The 16,081-nt window shown below is 26.3% G+C and carries 17 protein-coding genes; 13 read left to right on the top strand and 4 right to left on the bottom strand.

The features are described 5' to 3' along the window. The first annotated feature begins 75 nt into the window (after positions 1-75). The 5 genes from AELL_RS08985 to AELL_RS08965 all read left to right on the top strand — a co-directional run bounded on the left by AELL_RS08985 (position 76) and on the right by AELL_RS08965 (position 7,649). Positions 76-957, top strand: a complete 882-nt coding sequence (locus AELL_RS08985) for a VIT1/CCC1 transporter family protein (protein ID WP_118917623.1) — start codon at positions 76-78, stop codon at positions 955-957. Between the two features lie 137 nt (positions 958-1,094). Next, positions 1,095-2,495 carry a hypothetical protein gene (locus AELL_RS08980; RefSeq protein WP_118917622.1) on the top strand — a complete coding sequence of 467 codons (1,401 nt, stop codon included), beginning with the start codon at positions 1,095-1,097 and terminating at the stop codon, positions 2,493-2,495. 33 nt (positions 2,496-2,528) lie between these two features. Beyond that, the gene (gene hypF / locus AELL_RS08975; RefSeq protein WP_118917621.1) at positions 2,529-4,775 is read left to right on the top strand and encodes a carbamoyltransferase HypF; all 2,247 of its coding nucleotides are present in this window, start codon (positions 2,529-2,531) and stop codon (positions 4,773-4,775) included. Positions 4,776-5,088: 313 nt separating this feature from the next. After that, positions 5,089-5,487 (top strand): hypothetical protein, encoded by a 399-nt coding sequence (locus tag AELL_RS08970; protein ID WP_118917620.1) that lies wholly within the window; start codon positions 5,089-5,091, stop codon positions 5,485-5,487. Between the two features lie 65 nt (positions 5,488-5,552). Further along, positions 5,553-7,649 carry a molybdopterin oxidoreductase family protein gene (locus tag AELL_RS08965; protein WP_118917619.1) on the top strand — a complete coding sequence of 699 codons (2,097 nt, stop codon included), beginning with the start codon at positions 5,553-5,555 and terminating at the stop codon, positions 7,647-7,649. A 33-nt stretch (positions 7,650-7,682) separates the two neighbouring features. Here AELL_RS08965 and AELL_RS08960 read toward each other — a convergent pair whose 3' ends face one another. Continuing rightward, positions 7,683-8,078 (bottom strand): DUF3010 family protein, encoded by a 396-nt coding sequence (locus tag AELL_RS08960; RefSeq protein ID WP_118917618.1) that lies wholly within the window; start codon positions 8,076-8,078, stop codon positions 7,683-7,685. Positions 8,079-8,229: 151 nt separating this feature from the next. Here AELL_RS08960 and AELL_RS08955 point away from each other — a divergent pair, with 151 nt between their 5' ends. From AELL_RS08955 to AELL_RS08930, 6 genes are read left to right on the top strand one after another with little or no spacing between them, the layout of a single operon-like run. Next, positions 8,230-9,075, top strand: coding sequence for a universal stress protein (locus AELL_RS08955; protein WP_118917617.1), 846 nt, complete (start codon positions 8,230-8,232; stop codon positions 9,073-9,075). After that, positions 9,072-9,419: a P-II family nitrogen regulator gene (locus tag AELL_RS08950; RefSeq protein ID WP_118917616.1), complete on the top strand. Its 348-nt coding sequence runs from the start codon at positions 9,072-9,074 to the stop codon at positions 9,417-9,419. Before AELL_RS08955 ends, AELL_RS08950 begins: the two co-directional genes overlap by 4 nt. Before the next feature lie 9 nt (positions 9,420-9,428). Beyond that, complete coding sequence (locus tag AELL_RS08945; protein WP_118917615.1) at positions 9,429-9,815, top strand: CBS domain-containing protein; 387 nt, start codon at positions 9,429-9,431, stop codon at positions 9,813-9,815. Positions 9,816-9,818: 3 nt separating this feature from the next. After that, the gene (locus AELL_RS08940) at positions 9,819-11,300 is read left to right on the top strand and encodes a DUF1538 domain-containing protein (protein ID WP_118917614.1); all 1,482 of its coding nucleotides are present in this window, start codon (positions 9,819-9,821) and stop codon (positions 11,298-11,300) included. A gap of 11 nt (positions 11,301-11,311) precedes the next feature. Next, positions 11,312-12,766: a potassium/proton antiporter gene (locus AELL_RS08935; RefSeq protein ID WP_118917613.1), complete on the top strand. Its 1,455-nt coding sequence runs from the start codon at positions 11,312-11,314 to the stop codon at positions 12,764-12,766. Positions 12,767-12,808: 42 nt separating this feature from the next. After that, complete coding sequence (locus AELL_RS08930; RefSeq protein WP_118917612.1) at positions 12,809-13,156, top strand: cupin domain-containing protein; 348 nt, start codon at positions 12,809-12,811, stop codon at positions 13,154-13,156. Between the two features lie 15 nt (positions 13,157-13,171). On the opposite strand, the gene AELL_RS08925 is transcribed toward AELL_RS08930, so the two are convergent. From AELL_RS08925 to AELL_RS08915, 3 genes are all read right to left on the bottom strand, one after another. Next, positions 13,172-13,525, bottom strand: coding sequence for a hypothetical protein (locus AELL_RS08925; RefSeq protein WP_118917611.1), 354 nt, complete (start codon positions 13,523-13,525; stop codon positions 13,172-13,174). Positions 13,526-13,607: 82 nt separating this feature from the next. After that, positions 13,608-13,859, bottom strand: coding sequence for a hypothetical protein (locus AELL_RS08920; RefSeq protein ID WP_118917610.1), 252 nt, complete (start codon positions 13,857-13,859; stop codon positions 13,608-13,610). A 10-nt stretch (positions 13,860-13,869) separates the two neighbouring features. Further along, positions 13,870-14,061 carry a hypothetical protein gene (locus tag AELL_RS08915; protein WP_118917609.1) on the bottom strand — a complete coding sequence of 64 codons (192 nt, stop codon included), beginning with the start codon at positions 14,059-14,061 and terminating at the stop codon, positions 13,870-13,872. Positions 14,062-14,199: 138 nt separating this feature from the next. On the opposite strand from AELL_RS08915, the gene thiI reads away from it, so the two are divergent. Together thiI and AELL_RS08905 are read left to right on the top strand one after the other, a co-directional pair. After that, the gene (gene thiI, locus AELL_RS08910; protein ID WP_118917608.1) at positions 14,200-15,678 is read left to right on the top strand and encodes a tRNA uracil 4-sulfurtransferase ThiI; all 1,479 of its coding nucleotides are present in this window, start codon (positions 14,200-14,202) and stop codon (positions 15,676-15,678) included. Then, positions 15,678-16,070 (top strand): DUF3465 domain-containing protein, encoded by a 393-nt coding sequence (locus AELL_RS08905; protein WP_118917607.1) that lies wholly within the window; start codon positions 15,678-15,680, stop codon positions 16,068-16,070. The genes thiI and AELL_RS08905 overlap by 1 nt, the downstream gene beginning before the upstream one ends. Positions 16,071-16,081 lie beyond the last annotated feature (11 nt).

Raw genomic sequence — 16,081 nt, 5'->3', positions numbered from 1 at the left:
AAATTTATCTTTTAATATTCTTTTTTCATAATTATTGTAGTAATATGATAATTATGAAATAGAAAAGGAAATATTATGGATACTGCATTTGACACACAAAACTTAAAAAAAGCACTTAGACAACAACAAAATGAGATAAATGACCATACTATTTATAAAGTTTTAGCAACTTATCAAGATGATGAAAACAATAAAAAAATCTTTGAAAAAATAGCAAGAGAAGAAAAAGCACATTATGATTTTTGGGTAAAAATTACAAATAAAGAGATAAAAGCTCAAAGATTTGTAGTTTTATGGTTTATTGTTTTAGTAAAAGTTTTTGGAACTTCATTTGCTTTGAAATCTTTAGAAAAAAGAGAAGCGGGAGCTGAAGAGTTTTATAAAGAGCTTTTTGAAATTTATCCTGAATCAAAAAAAATTTATAAACAAGAAACAGAACACGAGTTTGAACTTATTGATATGTTAAATGATAAAAAGCTTTTATATGCAGGAGCTATAGTTTTAGGAATGAATGATGCTTTAGTTGAATTAACTGGAACATTAAGTGGAATTGCTTTAGCTTTCGATAAAAGTTTAGTTGTTGGATTAACAGGATTAATTATGGGAATAGCTGCTTCTTTATCAATGGCTGGTTCAGCTTATCTTGAAGCAAAAGAGAATCCAAGTGAAGATATAAATCCTTTAATTTATTCTCTTTATACGGGTGTTTCTTATATTTTGACAACTGCAATTTTAGTTGTGCCATTTTTTATATTTGATTCAATGATTGAATCATTGATAATGATGTTTATTGGTGCATTTATAGCTATTCTTTCTTACAATTTTTATATTAGTGTAGCAAAAGATTTAAGTTTTACTAAAAGAGTTCTTCAAATGTCAGCAATTACCTTTGGAGTTGCAATAATTTCATTTATGATAGGTTACTTAGTAAAATACTATTTTGGACTTGAAATATAAATAAGGTTTTTATAAAACCTTATTTAACTTTTTTTATAAAATGAATCTTTATTCATTTAGTCAAGAAAATTTAACCTAAAAGATTATAGAATGCTTTTAATAAAAAAGTGAATACTTATTCATAAAAGAGAGAAGCAATGGTTAAAGAACTTCCTAATAAAAGTTCAATTTCTTTATTTGAAGAGAAAAAAATCCCCTTTTGTCAGACTTGTTTAAAAGAAGTAGAAGAAGAGGGAAATAAAGAGTATTACAATGCTTTTAAATCTTGTAAAAACTGTACAGGATTTGAAGAAGCAAAATTTATTTTTGAAAAAAAAGAGATAGCTTCAAATAAAATATTATTTGAAAAACTTGCTTTATTGATAAATGAAGATAAAAAGATAAAAATAAAAACATTAAGTGGAATATTTATCTTTTCAAAACTAAAAAATATTGAAAATAGTTCAAAACTATTAGTAACAAATCTAAAAAATATTAATACTCTAGTTATTGAAAAAAAGGCAGAAATAGAGGTTTTATCAAGCGTAGAAAAGCCATCTATTGATTTTGAAATAAATGAGAGTTATAAACAAAAAAATAGTATAAAAAAAGAGAAAATTAATATCAGATTTTCAAATGATTTAACTTTATTTTTATTGTCAAAAGAGTTAGAAAAATATGAGATAAATTTTCTAAATATTGAAGAAAATGGTGAGTTTGACTATTTTTTAGATGTAAAATGTAAAAAAGATATTTATATAGATATTCCAAAAATCAAATGTTTTGATAATAAAAAATTGATTTTGGAATCAAATTCTTATCCAAAAAAGTTAGATTTAGTATTTGAAAAATTTAAAGAGAAAAATAAAGCTCAATTTATGACTGTTTTATGGGAGAATAATCTTTTTAAAGAGTCTATACTAAACTTTTATATAAGTTGTAAAAATAGCGATGGGATAAGTTATTATTCTGAAAAAATAGATGGATTAGTTGATATTATAGAGCCATTGTATATACCAAATTCTATAAAAGAGATATTTGAAGGAATAGAAAATAAACCTAGTGGTAAAAAGCTTATTTCAAGTTATAAAGAAAAATTTCCACAAGATTATAAAATAGCTTTAAATAGTTCAATCTCTTTTTCAAATAACTCTTTTTATACATATTTTCAAATAGCAAAAGTAGTTTTAAATTTTAAAAATGAGATTTTAGAAAATGTAACAAAAAGTTCCCTTGAAAAGGGTTCAAAACTTGACTATAAACTTCTTGATTCAAAAAAGATTTTTCATAGAAAATTTGATTATTTAGCACTGTTTAAAACGGCAATAAGTTTAAAACTTAAAGGTGTTGATGAAAGAATAATATCTTTAGGATTTATGGAAAGCTTAGCAAATTTTATAGGAAAAGAGATAGAGAATATAAATAGTGTTTATGGCATAACAGGAGTTAGTTTATGTGGAGATATGTTTACTAATGATAAGTTCAATTTTTTAGTGGAAAAAAGTATAACAAAGAGTTTTAAAATCTATTACAATAAAGAGTTTGTCATTCAAAAATAGGTATAGTTTTAAAATTGTACAAAAAGTGAAGTGATGATAAATTTAAAAATAGAAGTTACAGGTATAGTTCAAGGGGTAGGTTTTCGTCCTTTTATATATAATCTAGCGATAAAACATAATATAAAAGGTTGGGTTAATAATGACGAAAAAGGTGTAAATATTTTTCTTTATGCAAAAGAAGAAGATATAGAAAATTTTATAAATGAATTAAAATTAAATCCTCCCGTTTTAGCAAAAATAGATTCAATAAAAATTGAAAAAATAATTAAAAAAGAAGAGTATAAGAACTTTGAAATAATAGAGAGTTCAAGCTCAAATAATAAAACTACAATAATCTCTCCTGATATGTCAATATGTGAAGATTGTATCAATGAAATCAACGATATGTCTAATTATAGATATAATTATTGTTTAACAAATTGTACAAATTGTGGTCCTAGATATTCTATAATAAAAACTGTACCTTATGATAGAGAAAATACCTCTATGAGAGAGTTTAAATTATGCAAAAAATGCCAAGAAGAGTATGAAAATCCTACAAATAGAAGATATCATGCACAGCCAGTTTCTTGTGAAGTTTGTGGACCAAATGCAACTTTGTATAATAAAAAAAATATGGAAATATCTAACAACATAGAAGCAATTGAAAAAACAGCAAGTTTAATAAATGAAGGTTATATAATAGCTGTTAAAGGAATGGGTGGTTTTCATTTAATATGTGATGCAACAAATGATAATATTGTTAATAAATTAAGGACTATTAAGAGTAGACCAAAAAAACCATATGCGCTACTTTTTAATAATATTAATAGTATTAAAGAATATACAAATATAAATATTAGTGAAGAAAAGATTTTAAATTCTAAAGAGAAACCAATTGTTCTTGTAAACAAAAAAGAAAATAGCTCCTTATCAAAATACATAGCACCAAATGTTAATAAATTAGGATGCTTTATAGCTTATACACCTTTACACCATTTGTTATTTAGATATATAAATAAACCACTTGTTGCAACAAGTGCGAATCTTAAAGATGAACCAATAATTAGGTCAAAAGAAGAGATTTTTGAGAAGTTAATTGATGTTGTTGATTTTATTTTAGATTTTAATAGAGAAATTATAAATGCATGTGATGATTCTATTATACAAGTTGTTAAAAAATATAATATAAAATTAAGAAATGCTAGAGGTTATGCTCCAACTGCAATAAAATTAGATAAAAATGTTGATAAAAAGATTTTATCTTTAGGTGCAAATCAAAAATCTACTATCTCTTTAGCCTTTGAAAATAATTTAATTTTATCTCCTCATATTGGAGATTTGAACTCTATAGAAGCAGTTGAATATTTTGAAAGAACAATAAATACTTTTAAAAATTTTTATGATTTTGAACCAGAAGTTGTAATTTGTGATAAACATCCAAATTATGAATCAACTAAATTTGCTTTGAAATTAAAAGAAAAAAATCCAAATATCAAATTGGTTCAAATACAACATCATTATGCTCATATTCTTTCAGTTATGGCTGAAAATAGACTTGATAAAGAGGTTTTAGGATTTGCTTTTGATGGAACAGGTTATGGAGATGATGGGAATATTTGGGGTGGAGAAGTATTAATTACATCAAGAAAAGATTATAAGAGAATAAAACATATCAAGTATTTTAGGTTACTTGGTGGTGAAATGGCTGTAAAAGAACCAAAAAGAGTTGCTCTGAGTCTTTTATTTGAGACTTTTTCTTTGGAAGAAATTTTAATTTTAGATATTCCTACTGTAAAGGCATTTAAAGAAACAGAAATAAAAATGCTTTATACAATTTGGCAAAAGGGGTTAAATGCACCTTTATGTAGCTCTATAGGGCGTTTATTTGATGCAATTTCCTCTTTTGCTGATATTTTACATACTCAAACTTATGAGGGTGAAACTGGCTTACAAATAGAGCAAAACTATGATAGTTCAATAACTTCATCATATTCTTATGAAATAAATGAAAATGAAATAGATTTAAGACTTATGATTAAAGAACTTATAAAAGAAAATGATAAAAATTTAATTTGTTCAAAATTCATAAATACTATTGTAAATCTTATTTTAGAAATTTCAAATTCTTATAAAAATTTACCTGTTGTTTTAAGTGGAGGAGTTTTTCAAAATAAAACTTTACTTGAAATTTTAATTGATAAATTTGAAGAGCAGGGTAGGGAATTTTATATTAATATTGATATTCCATCAAATGATGGTGGCATCAGTATGGGACAAATTTATCATCAATACATATAAAGTGAAAAATATCAAATTTTTTGCACTTTATATAAAAATAAATATTATACAAAATATTAATTCTTAATATTTAAAATAATATATACAAAATGTAATAAAAATATTTTAAAATACTAAAAAATAGGCTTTTATAGAAAAAATAATTTTTTTAAAAAATCTATAAAATTTTAGTTTGAAAAAATCAAAATAAAATCAAAAATATATTATACAAATAGAATAATTTTTAATATATAAAATAATATACATAAATATAAATTAGTAGATGTAAATTTATTGTATGTTAGAATAAAAATAAAAATTAGGAAACAATTTTATGATTAGAACAACCTCGTTAATCTCAGATGAAAATGGATATAAAAAATATAATCTTTTTGAAATACATGAAACTTTACAAGATATAATTGCTGATGATTATCTTGAATATTCATCAAAAAATTTTAAGAAAGATTCATATTGTGAATTGATGTATAAAAAGAATTTTTATGATAAATATGACAGAGATAAATATAAAGAAGTTTATGAAAAATATATTGATAATGAAAAATTTGTTTATAGCATCATAGATTATGATAAATATGTAAAGTTTGTTGAACTTAATGAAACAATAGAAAATCCAAATGAATTGATTATTTCATATAGCGTTGTTGATAGTGATGGAGTAAAAGTAAATTTTTATAACATTGGAATTAGAGATATAGCTTTTGTTTTTTGATTTTACATAAAGATATTTTAGATAAAATCTTGTACTTTAAATAAATCTAACGTTGGAGATTGTTAATGCATCATAGCTCTGATATAAATTCTGTTTGTACTTATTGTGGTACTGGATGTGATATTACTGCTCAGGTTGAAGATAATAAAATCATAAAAATTTATGCTCAAAACGATGGTTATGTTTCTCAAGGTAAACTTTGTATAAAGGGTGCTCAAGGTTTTGGCTTTGTTGATTCACCCCAAAGAATACGAAATTCAAGGGTAAAAAAAGCTTTTATTGAAAAAAATATGGAAGAACTTCCACGGGAATTAAAAGCTAGAGCTAAAACTCTAAAAGAGTTTGATGAGTTTTATTATGAAGCTCCTTATGAGTTTGCTACTTCATTAGCAGCTTGGAAACTAATGGATATAAAAGAAAAATATGGAAGACACGCTTTTTGTGGAATGGGAGGAGCTAGAACTTCATGTGAAAGTTCTTATATGTTCCAAAAATTTGTAAGAGAGGCTATGGATTCTCCACATGTTGATAACTGCGCTAGGGTTTGCCATTCCCCATCGTTAAAAGGTATGAGAACAACTATTGGTGAGGGAGCTGCGACTAATCCTTTTGATGATATTTTTCAAACTGAAAATATTATAGTAATGGGTTCAAATACAACAGAAGCTCACCCAATAGTGGCAAATAGAATCATCAAAGCTGTTAGGGACAAAACAGCAACTTTAACAGTTATTGATGTAAGACAAATTCAACTTTCAAAATTTGGTGAACAACTAATCATCCCTTATGAAGCAAATCTTTTAGTTTTAAATATGATGGCTTATGTGATTTTGAGTGAAAATTTATATAACAAAGAGTTCATAGATGAAAGAAGTCATGGTTTTGAAGAGTACAAAAACTCAATTTTAAATGACCCTTTTGCAAATCCACAATATATGAAAAATATAGAAGGTTATGAGTCTTTAGCTGAACAAATTCCTCTTGTTGCAAGAGCTTATGCTACAAAAAAATCGATGTTTTTTTGGGGATTAGGAATTACTGAACATCTTGATGGAAGTTACGCTGTAATGGCAATAACTCATCTTGCGATGTTAACTGGAAATATAGGAAAAACAGGAACTGGACTTATGCCTTTAAGGGGTCAAAATAATGTTCAAGGAGCATGTGATACGGGCTGTTTACCATATTTTGGACCTGATTATACAACTCCAAAAGAGATAGGTTTGATGACTCCACAGTTAATTGAAGAGATGATAGTAGGAAATGTAAAAGCTATGTATGTAATGGGTGAAGATATTGCTCATATTCATCCAAATCAAAACAAAGTTCATAAAGGTTTAGAAAATTTAGAACTAATCATTTCAAATGAACTATTTATGAATGAAATCACAAAAATGGCAGATATTATTTTTGGAGTAAAATCAGCCTATGAAAAAACAGGTGTTTATGTAAATGCCATGAGAAGACTTCATCTTTCTCAACCTCTTGTAGATTGTGATATGCCTGATGATTGGGAAGTTTTAAGGGATATTGAAAATAAAATTAATGGTGAGTTTAACTATAAAGATAGTGAAGATGTTTGGAATGAAACAAAAGAAGCTGTTGGAAGTAGATTTTCAGGGGCAACTTATCATAAGTTATCAAAAAATAGAAATAGAGGAATGCTTTGGCCTATAAAAAAAGAGGATACTCCAATTTTACATGTTGATGGATTTAGAACAAATGATGGAAAAGGAACTTTCCATTATCATCAATATCAATTAAGAGAGCAAATCAAAAAGTTAGTAAACAAAGAAGAGTTCGCTTCAAATGAGTTCTATTTAACAACTGGAAGAACTATTGTTCAATACAACAACGCAGCCCAAACAAAAAGATGTGAACCGTTAAATTCAAAATATGATAAAGATGTGGTTTTAGCTTCAATTGAAGATAAAGATAGAATTGGAAGTAATGAAATCATAATGAGAACACAATATGGTGAAACAGCAATTTTACCTGTAAAATTTGTGAAAACTATAAAACCTGGAACTTTGTTTACAACATTCCACCACGCTGCATCAAAAGTAAATTATATTTTTGGTGATGAAGCTGATGAATTGATTATGACTGCTAAGTTTAAATCAATTAGAGTTGAAATAGAACCAATTTGTAATGCATCATAATAAAAGATAAACCTTTTAGGTTAGTCTTTTAGTTTAGATATTACAAAGAGCTGTTAAATAAGCTTGTTCTTGATATTTTTTTAACTCTTTTGGAAACTCTATTTGATTTTTCTTTTCAAAAGAGCTTATTGTTTGAGCTGAAACTAAATCAACAGAACAAAATGGATTTAGTTGAATCAATCCTTCAATTTTAAAGGTAACTGCACCACCTGAAAAAGCACCTTTTTTTGCTCGTTTTTTTATAAATACTTTTTCTATTTCATTTTTTTGTAAAAAATCTAAAAATTCATTACAAAATTTTCTAATATCTTCTTGTTTTTCATCATCTTCAACTATAATTTTTTTAATTTTTGTTTCTATATAACTACCATTTTTTAATATAACTAAAATCACATTATTAGCTTTTAATTCAATTCCACAAATATTCATTTTATACCTTGAGTTTTTAATATTAAACAAATTATAGTGAAGAATTTTTTTTTGGATTAATTTTATTGCAAATTGTAATAAAAAATATTAATAACTTTTGGTTAACTATTTTATTTTAAAATATAATAATTAAATAATATAGGGGTGCATAATGAATAAAAATAGAATATTAGTCTTAAGTGATCTTAAAGACTTTACTAAAATAGTTGCTCAAAAGGCTATATTTTTAGCAAAAAAATATGAAAATGAAATGGATGTACTTCATGTAGAAGATGAATCTTTTTTAAAGTTTTTTAAAGAAAAAACAGAGTGTTCTTTAAATAACAGTAAAGAGATTTTAAAATCAATTTATAAAGATGAAGCAAAAGTTTTTTCAAAATGCGGTGATTTTATAAAAACTGTAAAAGAACATATTAAAGAAAATAATATTTCATTAGTGATTGTAGGATTTAAAAGAGAGAGAACTTTGTTTGAAGATATTTTTAATGGTTCAAATTTAAGTTCAATTATTAGAAAAGTAGAGCTACCTGTTTTAGTTGTAAAAACAGAAGATAAACCAATATATAAAAATATCTTAATACCTACAGATTTATCAAAGGCTTCAAAAAAAAATATAGAGTATTTAACAACAATGTTCCCAGAAGCAAATTTTCATATTGAACACTACTATAAAGCATTTTTTGAAGATAGAGTTAAATTATATGGTTTTAATGATGAAGAGGCTCACGATTTTGTAGATTTTTATGAACAAGAGGCACAAAAAGATTTAGGTAATTTTGTTAAGAGTTTAGAAATTCCAAAAGAGACAAAGTTATTTGTAAAAACTAAAAAATATATAGATATAAAATCAATGGTTGATGAATCTATTGAATATAAAACAATTGATTTATTAAGTCTTTCAGTTGGAACAAGTCTTAGTATTTTCTCTTTTGATTTACTTGAGCACTCAACAAAAGATGTAATTATTTATAGAATTGATGAGGATGAAATAGCATGAAATTTGTTACTTTAATAGTAATAACATCTGCACAATATGAAGATACTTTAAAAGAAGTAGCAAAAGAAGCAGGTGCAGATGGTGCAACTATAATACAAGCAAGGGGAAGTAGCTCTGGTGTAAAAAGCTTTTTTTCCCTTACTTTTGAGGGAAATCAAACTGTTATTATTTATGCTTTGGAAGAGAAGCTATCAAAAAAAGTTTTAAAAGCTTTAAATAAAGAGATTTTAAATAATAAAACGGATTGTTTGGCTTTTACAATTCCAATTGCTCATATTGTTGGACTTGATAGAGAAGTGTTAAAAAAGTTTGAAGATACAATAAAAAAAGAAGATGATTTATAAGGAAATAATATGTTAGTTGAACAACTGATGAAAAAAAATGTAACAACAATAAAACCTTATGCCACTTTAAAAGAGGCTTTACAACTTATGAAAGAGAAAAATCTGAAATCATTGGTTGTTGAAAAAAATTCACCATCAGATGCTTATGGTTTGATTACAAATACACAAATTTTAAAAGCAATAGTTGCAGAAGATGGTGATATTGAGTTATTAAATGTTTATGATTTATATAAAAAACCAGCGTTTAGTGTCTCTTCAAAAATAGATGTAAAATATGCAGCAAAGATAATGATTGAACACAATATAAAAAGAGTTGTTGTAACTGATAATAATGAACTTTTAGGAGTTTTATCAATCACTGATTTAACACACTATTTAATGACTTGGGTGGAGTAAAATGTGAATGAGTTAATAAGGCAGTTTAGACACACCTTTGTCGAATCAGCTGTAAACTTAGTTCCTATTCTTCTTATTATTATTGGTTTTCAACTTTTTGTATTTCAAAGTGTTCCTGAAAATGTAATCTCAATTTGTATTGGTTTTTTTATTGTAATTGTTGGCGTTACATTCTTTTTAATGGGTTTAGAAATAGGGATTTTCCCTTTAGGAAATAATCTTTCAAGTGAATTTTTAGAAAGAAAATCTATATTTTTATTCGCTCTTTTTGGTTTTGCATTAGGTTTTAGTGCTTCTATTGCAGAACCTGCAATTATAGCTGTTGCTTCCCAAGCAGGAGAGATAACAAATGGAACGTTAGACCCTTTGACTTTAAGATTAATAATTGCTACAAGTGTTGGATTAATTACAGCTTTTGGAATAGTTAGAACAATTTTAGGTTGGAATATAGCAATTATTATTTTAACTGGATATGTAATTGTTTTAGTAATAACATATTTTACTCCACCAGCTATTATTGGACTTGCTTATGATTCAGGTGGAGTTGCAACAAATGTTGCAACCGTTCCTTTGATTGTAGCTTTAGGTATTGGAATAGCTTCTGCTTTACAAGGAAGAAGTGTTTTAAAAGATGGTTTTGGATTTGTAGCACTTGCTGCTATTACTCCAATGATTAGTATTCAACTTTATGGAATTTTTGCTCTTGGGAGTGATTTTGGAACACAGACTTTAGAATTTGTTTCAAAGGTGGAAGATGAAGCACATTATGAAAATGGTTTCACAATAATTAAAGTAATTAGTGATTTATTTAAAACTTTTTTAAATTTAGTTCCTATTATAGGTACTATTTTGATTTTTCAATATTTAGTTATTAAAAAACCTTTGGCAAATGTTTCAGGTATTATCTTTGGATTTATATTTTTAATTATAGGTTTATATGGATTTATAGTTGGAATTAAACTAGGACTTTTCCCTATAGGAGAATCAATAGCTGTTAATTTAGTTCAAATGAATAATGTATTTTTTATCTATTTATTTGCTTTTTTAATTGGTTTTGGAACAACAATGGCAGAACCTGCTTTGGTTGCTGTTATAAAACAAGCAGATAAAATGTCAGATGTTAGATTAAATGTTACTATGATTAGATTACTTGTTGCTATTGGTGTTGGATTTGGTATTTTATTTGGAGCTTATAAAATAGTTAATGGTTATAATATTTGGTTATTAATAACAATGCTTTATAGTATAGTTGTAATTTTAACTATATTTGCACCAAAACAAATAGTTGCTTTTTCTTTTGATTTAGGTGGTGTTACAACTTCTGAAATAACTGTTCCTATTGTTACAGCTTTTGGAATATTTTTAGCCACAAATATAGAAGGAAGAAATATTTTACTAGATGGATTTGGTCTTATCGCTTTTGCATCTGTGTTTCCGATGATTACTGTTATGAGTTATAGTATAATCACTAATTTAAAAAAATAGAAAAGGATTTTATGGAAACAATTGAATTATATCTATTAGTTGCAGCTTTTTTAATGCTTTTAAGTGTAGTTGCAAGTAAATTATCAAATAAATTTGGAATTCCATCACTTTTTATATTTTTAGGACTTGGAATGCTTGCTGGTTCTGATGGAATTTTAGGAATTCATTTTGATGATGTAAAACTTGCCCAAAATATTGGAACTTTAGCTTTGATTTTTATTCTTTTTGGAGGTGGTTTGGATACTGCTTGGAAAAGTATAAAACCAGTTTTAAAAGATGGTTTAGTTCTGGCAACTTTTGGGGTCTTTTTTACTGCATTTTTTGCTGCTATTTGTGTCTATTATGTTTTAAATTTTACTTTTTTAGAATCTTTACTTGTAGGAGCAATTATCTCTTCAACTGATGCAGCTGCTGTTTTTGCTATATTAAGAGCAAAAGGAATCTCTTTAAAGAAAAAACTATCTCCACTTTTAGAACTTGAATCAGGAAGTAATGACCCAATGGCAATCTTTTTAACAGTTGCTATTTTACAAATTTTGATGTTACCAGAAAGTTCAAGTGTTGGTGAATGGATTTTTAAATTCTTTTTACAATTTTTAATTGGTGGAGTCTTAGGTTATATTTTTGGAATATTATTACCTCAAATATTAAATAGAATCCATTTGAGTTTTTATGGGCTTTATCCTGTTTTAACAATTGGTTGGGTTTTACTTCTATTTTCATCTACTTCTCTTTTAGGAGGAAATGGATTTTTAGCTGTTTATTTAGCAGGAATTGTTGCAAATACAAAAGAGTTTGTCCATAAAAAAAATCTAATCGGATTTCACGATGGTTTATCTTGGATTATGCAAATCACAGTCTTTTTAGCTTTAGGACTTCTTGTATTTCCATCTGAACTTCCTGAAATTGCACTTTCTGGATTGATTATTGCATTTTGGTTAATGTTTGTTGCAAGACCTGCTGGAATCTTTTTGAGTATGATGTTTAGTTCTTTTTCAATGAAAGAAAAGGCATTTATCTCTTGGGTTGGATTAAGAGGAGCTGTTCCAATTATTTTAGCAACATATCCATATTTACAAGGTTTTGAAAAATCAAATTTGATTTTTAATATTGTGTTTTTTATAGTTTTATTCTCTATTTTAATTCAAGGAACAACTCTGCCACTTATGGCAAAATGGTTAAATGTAGAATCAAAAAGTAAAGATTTTAAACCTGAAAATGTTATTGCTTCTCCTTTGTTTTATCATACATTAAAACAGTTTTATATTGAGGAGAATTCAAAAGTTATAGGTTTAAGTATTGTTGAGTTAAATTTACCAGCAGATTTTTTGATTCTTTTGATAAAAAGAGAAAATGATTATATAAAACCAACTGGTTCTACGATTTTAGAAGAGAATGATATGTTACTAATTCAATGTAACAGTGAAAATAGATATAAAAAAGTTTTAAAAAGATTTAATAGTTAAATATTTTAAAAAGAGTTATAATTAGCTAAAAAAAGGAAAACTATGTATCTTAATAATTCGAAAAACTTTGAATCAACTTGTATTCCAAAGACTGTAAATGCATCAATTGCAGTTTTAACACCAAAAGAGGATAAAGATTTTATAGTTAGAAAAGTAACTTTAGCAAAAGATGGTTCAATGCCAAATCATATAAATGAGATTCAACATCAACAATACGTTTTAAGAGGTGAAGCAAAAGTTGTAGTGGGAACTGAAGAGTATCATGCAAAAGAAGGAGATTTTATCTATATTCCTGCTGGTGTTGCTCATAAATATGAAGCTTGTTATGGAAGTGATTATGAGTTTTTATGTATGATTACTACAAAAGAGGATAAAATCACAATGCTTTAAAAGATAGGCTTTTGCCTATCTTGTTAGATAGTTGTACTCTTCTTTTATTTTAAGTAGTTTGTCTAACATAGTTTTATCTCCACTATATAAACAATCATTTGTAAAAAAGCTAGGATTTATGTCATAAATCATAAGTAGTATAGCTTTTTCTTCATTTTCATTTAGAAATTTTTCATCTATACTTGTTAAACCATAATTTTTTTTAGAACTTATCCACTCTTGTTTTAGGTTTAAATCATAATCAACAGATTCTATATCAAAAGTGATTTTTGTGATTAAATGGTTTGATTTGTATCTTATTTTAAAATTTCTTTGTATCCTTTGTTTGAAATTATTTGTATAGATATAGGAAAATTCAAAATTCTTCATAATACTTCTTTTTTTAGGATTTCTACTATTCTATCTAAAGCTGTATAAATTATGATGAAATAAGTTCTAATATGAACTTATTTTAGAATTCTTCCTCATCATCTGTGTCACAACAGTATATACATTTCTCATCAAAGAAAGAGTATTCATCATAACAATAAAATTTATGACAACTTTCACATTTAAAACAATCATGCTCTTTTGATAAAATTTGTTCAAGTTTATCTTCACTTATTTTATGAACTTTTGCATACTCTTCAAAAAGTTCAATTACATTTTCATTTTCATCATTTTTTAACTCTTTTGCTAAATCTTCAAGTGTATCTATATCCATTTTTTCCTCTTTAATTTAATAAATCATTTCTCATTTTTGTGATATCAACAACCAGTCTTTCTTTCATCTCTTTTGTTATTGATGGGTTTGCTTCAAAAACTTGATTTATTATCTTTTCAAATTCATCTGTTGTTAACTCTTTAGTTTCAGCAATTAGTTTAAAAAATAATAATCTAATTTTTTCATATTGGTTTTCTTGCATACTTCATTCCTTTTTAACAAACCCGTATTATCTCAAAAAATTATTAGAAAAAAATAAAAAATCATATAAACTTTCCCTTTACCACTGTTATGTTATAATTCGCGCCAATAATTAAAACAAATAAGGTCTTCAAAATATATGGATAAATCACAAATCAAAACACAAAAATTTATTATCAAATACTTCACTGAAATTATGATAAAAGGTACAACAGCAAAAAGACAGATGATAGCTCAGGTTTATAATAATCTAGTATCTTTATTATCAAAGGTTTCAAGCGATATAAAAATAAAAAAGTTTTTTGATAAGGTAGAAGTAATTTGTCCCATAGAAGTGGTTGAACAAGTGCGAACAAAACTACTTGATACTCCTGGAATTGAACAAATTTTAGAAGCTATTCAAATTGATAATATGACTACAATAGACGAAATAAAAGAAAAAGTAAATGAAGTTATGAAAGATGAAATCATCGGTAAAACTTTTGTTGTTAGAGCAAAAAGAACTGGAACTCAAGAGTTTAAATCAATGGATATTGAAAAAACTGTTGGTGGATATATGCTTGCTATGAATGAAGGAAAAACAAAAGGTGTTGCTTTAAAAAATGCAGAAGTTACAATAAATATTGAACTTGAACATACACAGTTAAATATTATCACTCAAAAACATATGGGATTAAGAGGTTTCCCTATTGGAACTCAAGGAAGTGTATTATCACTTATGTCTGGTGGATTTGATTCAACAGTTGCTTCATATTTAACAATGAAAAGAGGAATAAAAACTCACTTTATTTTCTTTAATCTAGGTGGCTTAGCTCATGAAATTGGTGTAAAACAAGTAGCTTATTATTTATGGAATAAATTTGGAAGTTCTCATAGGGTTTCATTTATTAGTGTACCTTTTGATGATGTAGTAACAGAGATTTTTAAAAGTGTAAGTCAACCTTATATGGGAGTTATGTTAAAAAGACTTATGTTAAAAGCAAGTGAAAAAATAGCTGATAGTATGGGAATAGATGCTTTAGTAACAGGAGAGAGTGTTGCACAAGTATCTAGTCAAACATTAAGAAATTTAGCATTGATTGACCAATGTACAAATAAACTTGTTTTACGACCACTTGCTATGATGAGTAAACCTGATATCATTGATATTGCTTACAAAATTGGAACAAGAAGATTTGCTGAGTCTATGCCTGAATATTGTGGAGTTATTTCAAAAAATCCAGTAACTCATGGAAGTTATGAAAGAATGGAAAAAGAGGCTAGTCATTTTGATTACTCTATTTTAGATGAAGCTGTTAAAAAATCTGTATTTGTAAATGTAGATGAAATTGACCAAGATGTAAATGAAATAGGACAAATGGAGATAGTTACTGATTTAAAGAGTGGTGATTATACGGTTATAGATATTAGACAAACTCCTGATTGTATAGAAACTTCGTGCCAGACTTTAAAAATTCCATTTTATGATTTAAAAAATCAATTTAAAAAACTTCCTCAAGATAAAACATATCTATTTTATTGTGATAAAGGAATAATGAGCCAATTACACGCACAATATTTAAGAGATAGTGAAGGGTTCTCAAATATAAAAGTTTATAGACCAGAAGAGAGTAAATAATGAAAAAGTTTTTATTAGCACTTTTTACAACATTTTGTTTAGCAACAAATTTAGTTTATGCAAATCCAATTATAGATAAAGCATTTCATAATAAACAAAGTGATGTTCAAGTTCAAGGGGTAGGAAAAGTTATAAAAGTTTTAAGTGATGATAACAAAGGAAGCAGACATCAAAGATTTTTGTTAAAACTTCCTTCAAACTTAACAATTTTAGTTGCCCATAATATTGATTTATCACCTAAAATAGAAGATTTAAAAGTTGGAGATAGTGTTGAATTTTATGGAGAATATGAGTGGAATAATAAAGGTGGAGTAATTCACTGGACACATCATGACCCAAGAAAAAAACACAAAGATGGTTGGTTGAAGCATAAAGGAAAGATTTATCAATAAAATTTGGTAGA

It is taken from the genome of Arcobacter ellisii, assembly GCF_003544915.1.
In the GTDB taxonomy this organism is placed as follows: Bacteria; Campylobacterota; Campylobacteria; order Campylobacterales; family Arcobacteraceae; genus Aliarcobacter; species Aliarcobacter ellisii.
The sequence above is the reverse complement of the archived record's forward strand: the minus strand, read 5'-3'. Positions and strand labels throughout refer to the sequence as shown.

Excerpts from the sequence above, each read along its gene's own strand:
- AELL_RS08985 (WP_118917623.1), top strand. The coding sequence starts at position 76 with ATGGATACTGCATTTGACACACAAAACTTAAAAAAAGCACTTAGACAA.
- AELL_RS08980 (WP_118917622.1), top strand. The coding sequence starts at position 1,095 with ATGGTTAAAGAACTTCCTAATAAAAGTTCAATTTCTTTATTTGAAGAG.
- hypF (WP_118917621.1), top strand. The coding sequence starts at position 2,529 with ATGATAAATTTAAAAATAGAAGTTACAGGTATAGTTCAAGGGGTAGGT.
- AELL_RS08970 (WP_118917620.1), top strand. The coding sequence starts at position 5,089 with ATGATTAGAACAACCTCGTTAATCTCAGATGAAAATGGATATAAAAAA.
- AELL_RS08965 (WP_118917619.1), top strand. The coding sequence starts at position 5,553 with ATGCATCATAGCTCTGATATAAATTCTGTTTGTACTTATTGTGGTACT.
- AELL_RS08960 (WP_118917618.1), bottom strand. The coding sequence starts at position 8,078 with ATGAATATTTGTGGAATTGAATTAAAAGCTAATAATGTGATTTTAGTT.
- AELL_RS08955 (WP_118917617.1), top strand. The coding sequence starts at position 8,230 with ATGAATAAAAATAGAATATTAGTCTTAAGTGATCTTAAAGACTTTACT.
- AELL_RS08950 (WP_118917616.1), top strand. The coding sequence starts at position 9,072 with ATGAAATTTGTTACTTTAATAGTAATAACATCTGCACAATATGAAGAT.
- AELL_RS08945 (WP_118917615.1), top strand. The coding sequence starts at position 9,429 with ATGTTAGTTGAACAACTGATGAAAAAAAATGTAACAACAATAAAACCT.
- AELL_RS08935 (WP_118917613.1), top strand. The coding sequence starts at position 11,312 with ATGGAAACAATTGAATTATATCTATTAGTTGCAGCTTTTTTAATGCTT.
- AELL_RS08930 (WP_118917612.1), top strand. The coding sequence starts at position 12,809 with ATGTATCTTAATAATTCGAAAAACTTTGAATCAACTTGTATTCCAAAG.
- AELL_RS08925 (WP_118917611.1), bottom strand. The coding sequence starts at position 13,525 with ATGAAGAATTTTGAATTTTCCTATATCTATACAAATAATTTCAAACAA.
- AELL_RS08920 (WP_118917610.1), bottom strand. The coding sequence starts at position 13,859 with ATGGATATAGATACACTTGAAGATTTAGCAAAAGAGTTAAAAAATGAT.
- AELL_RS08915 (WP_118917609.1), bottom strand. The coding sequence starts at position 14,061 with ATGCAAGAAAACCAATATGAAAAAATTAGATTATTATTTTTTAAACTA.
- thiI (WP_118917608.1), top strand. The coding sequence starts at position 14,200 with ATGGATAAATCACAAATCAAAACACAAAAATTTATTATCAAATACTTC.
- AELL_RS08905 (WP_118917607.1), top strand. The coding sequence starts at position 15,678 with ATGAAAAAGTTTTTATTAGCACTTTTTACAACATTTTGTTTAGCAACA.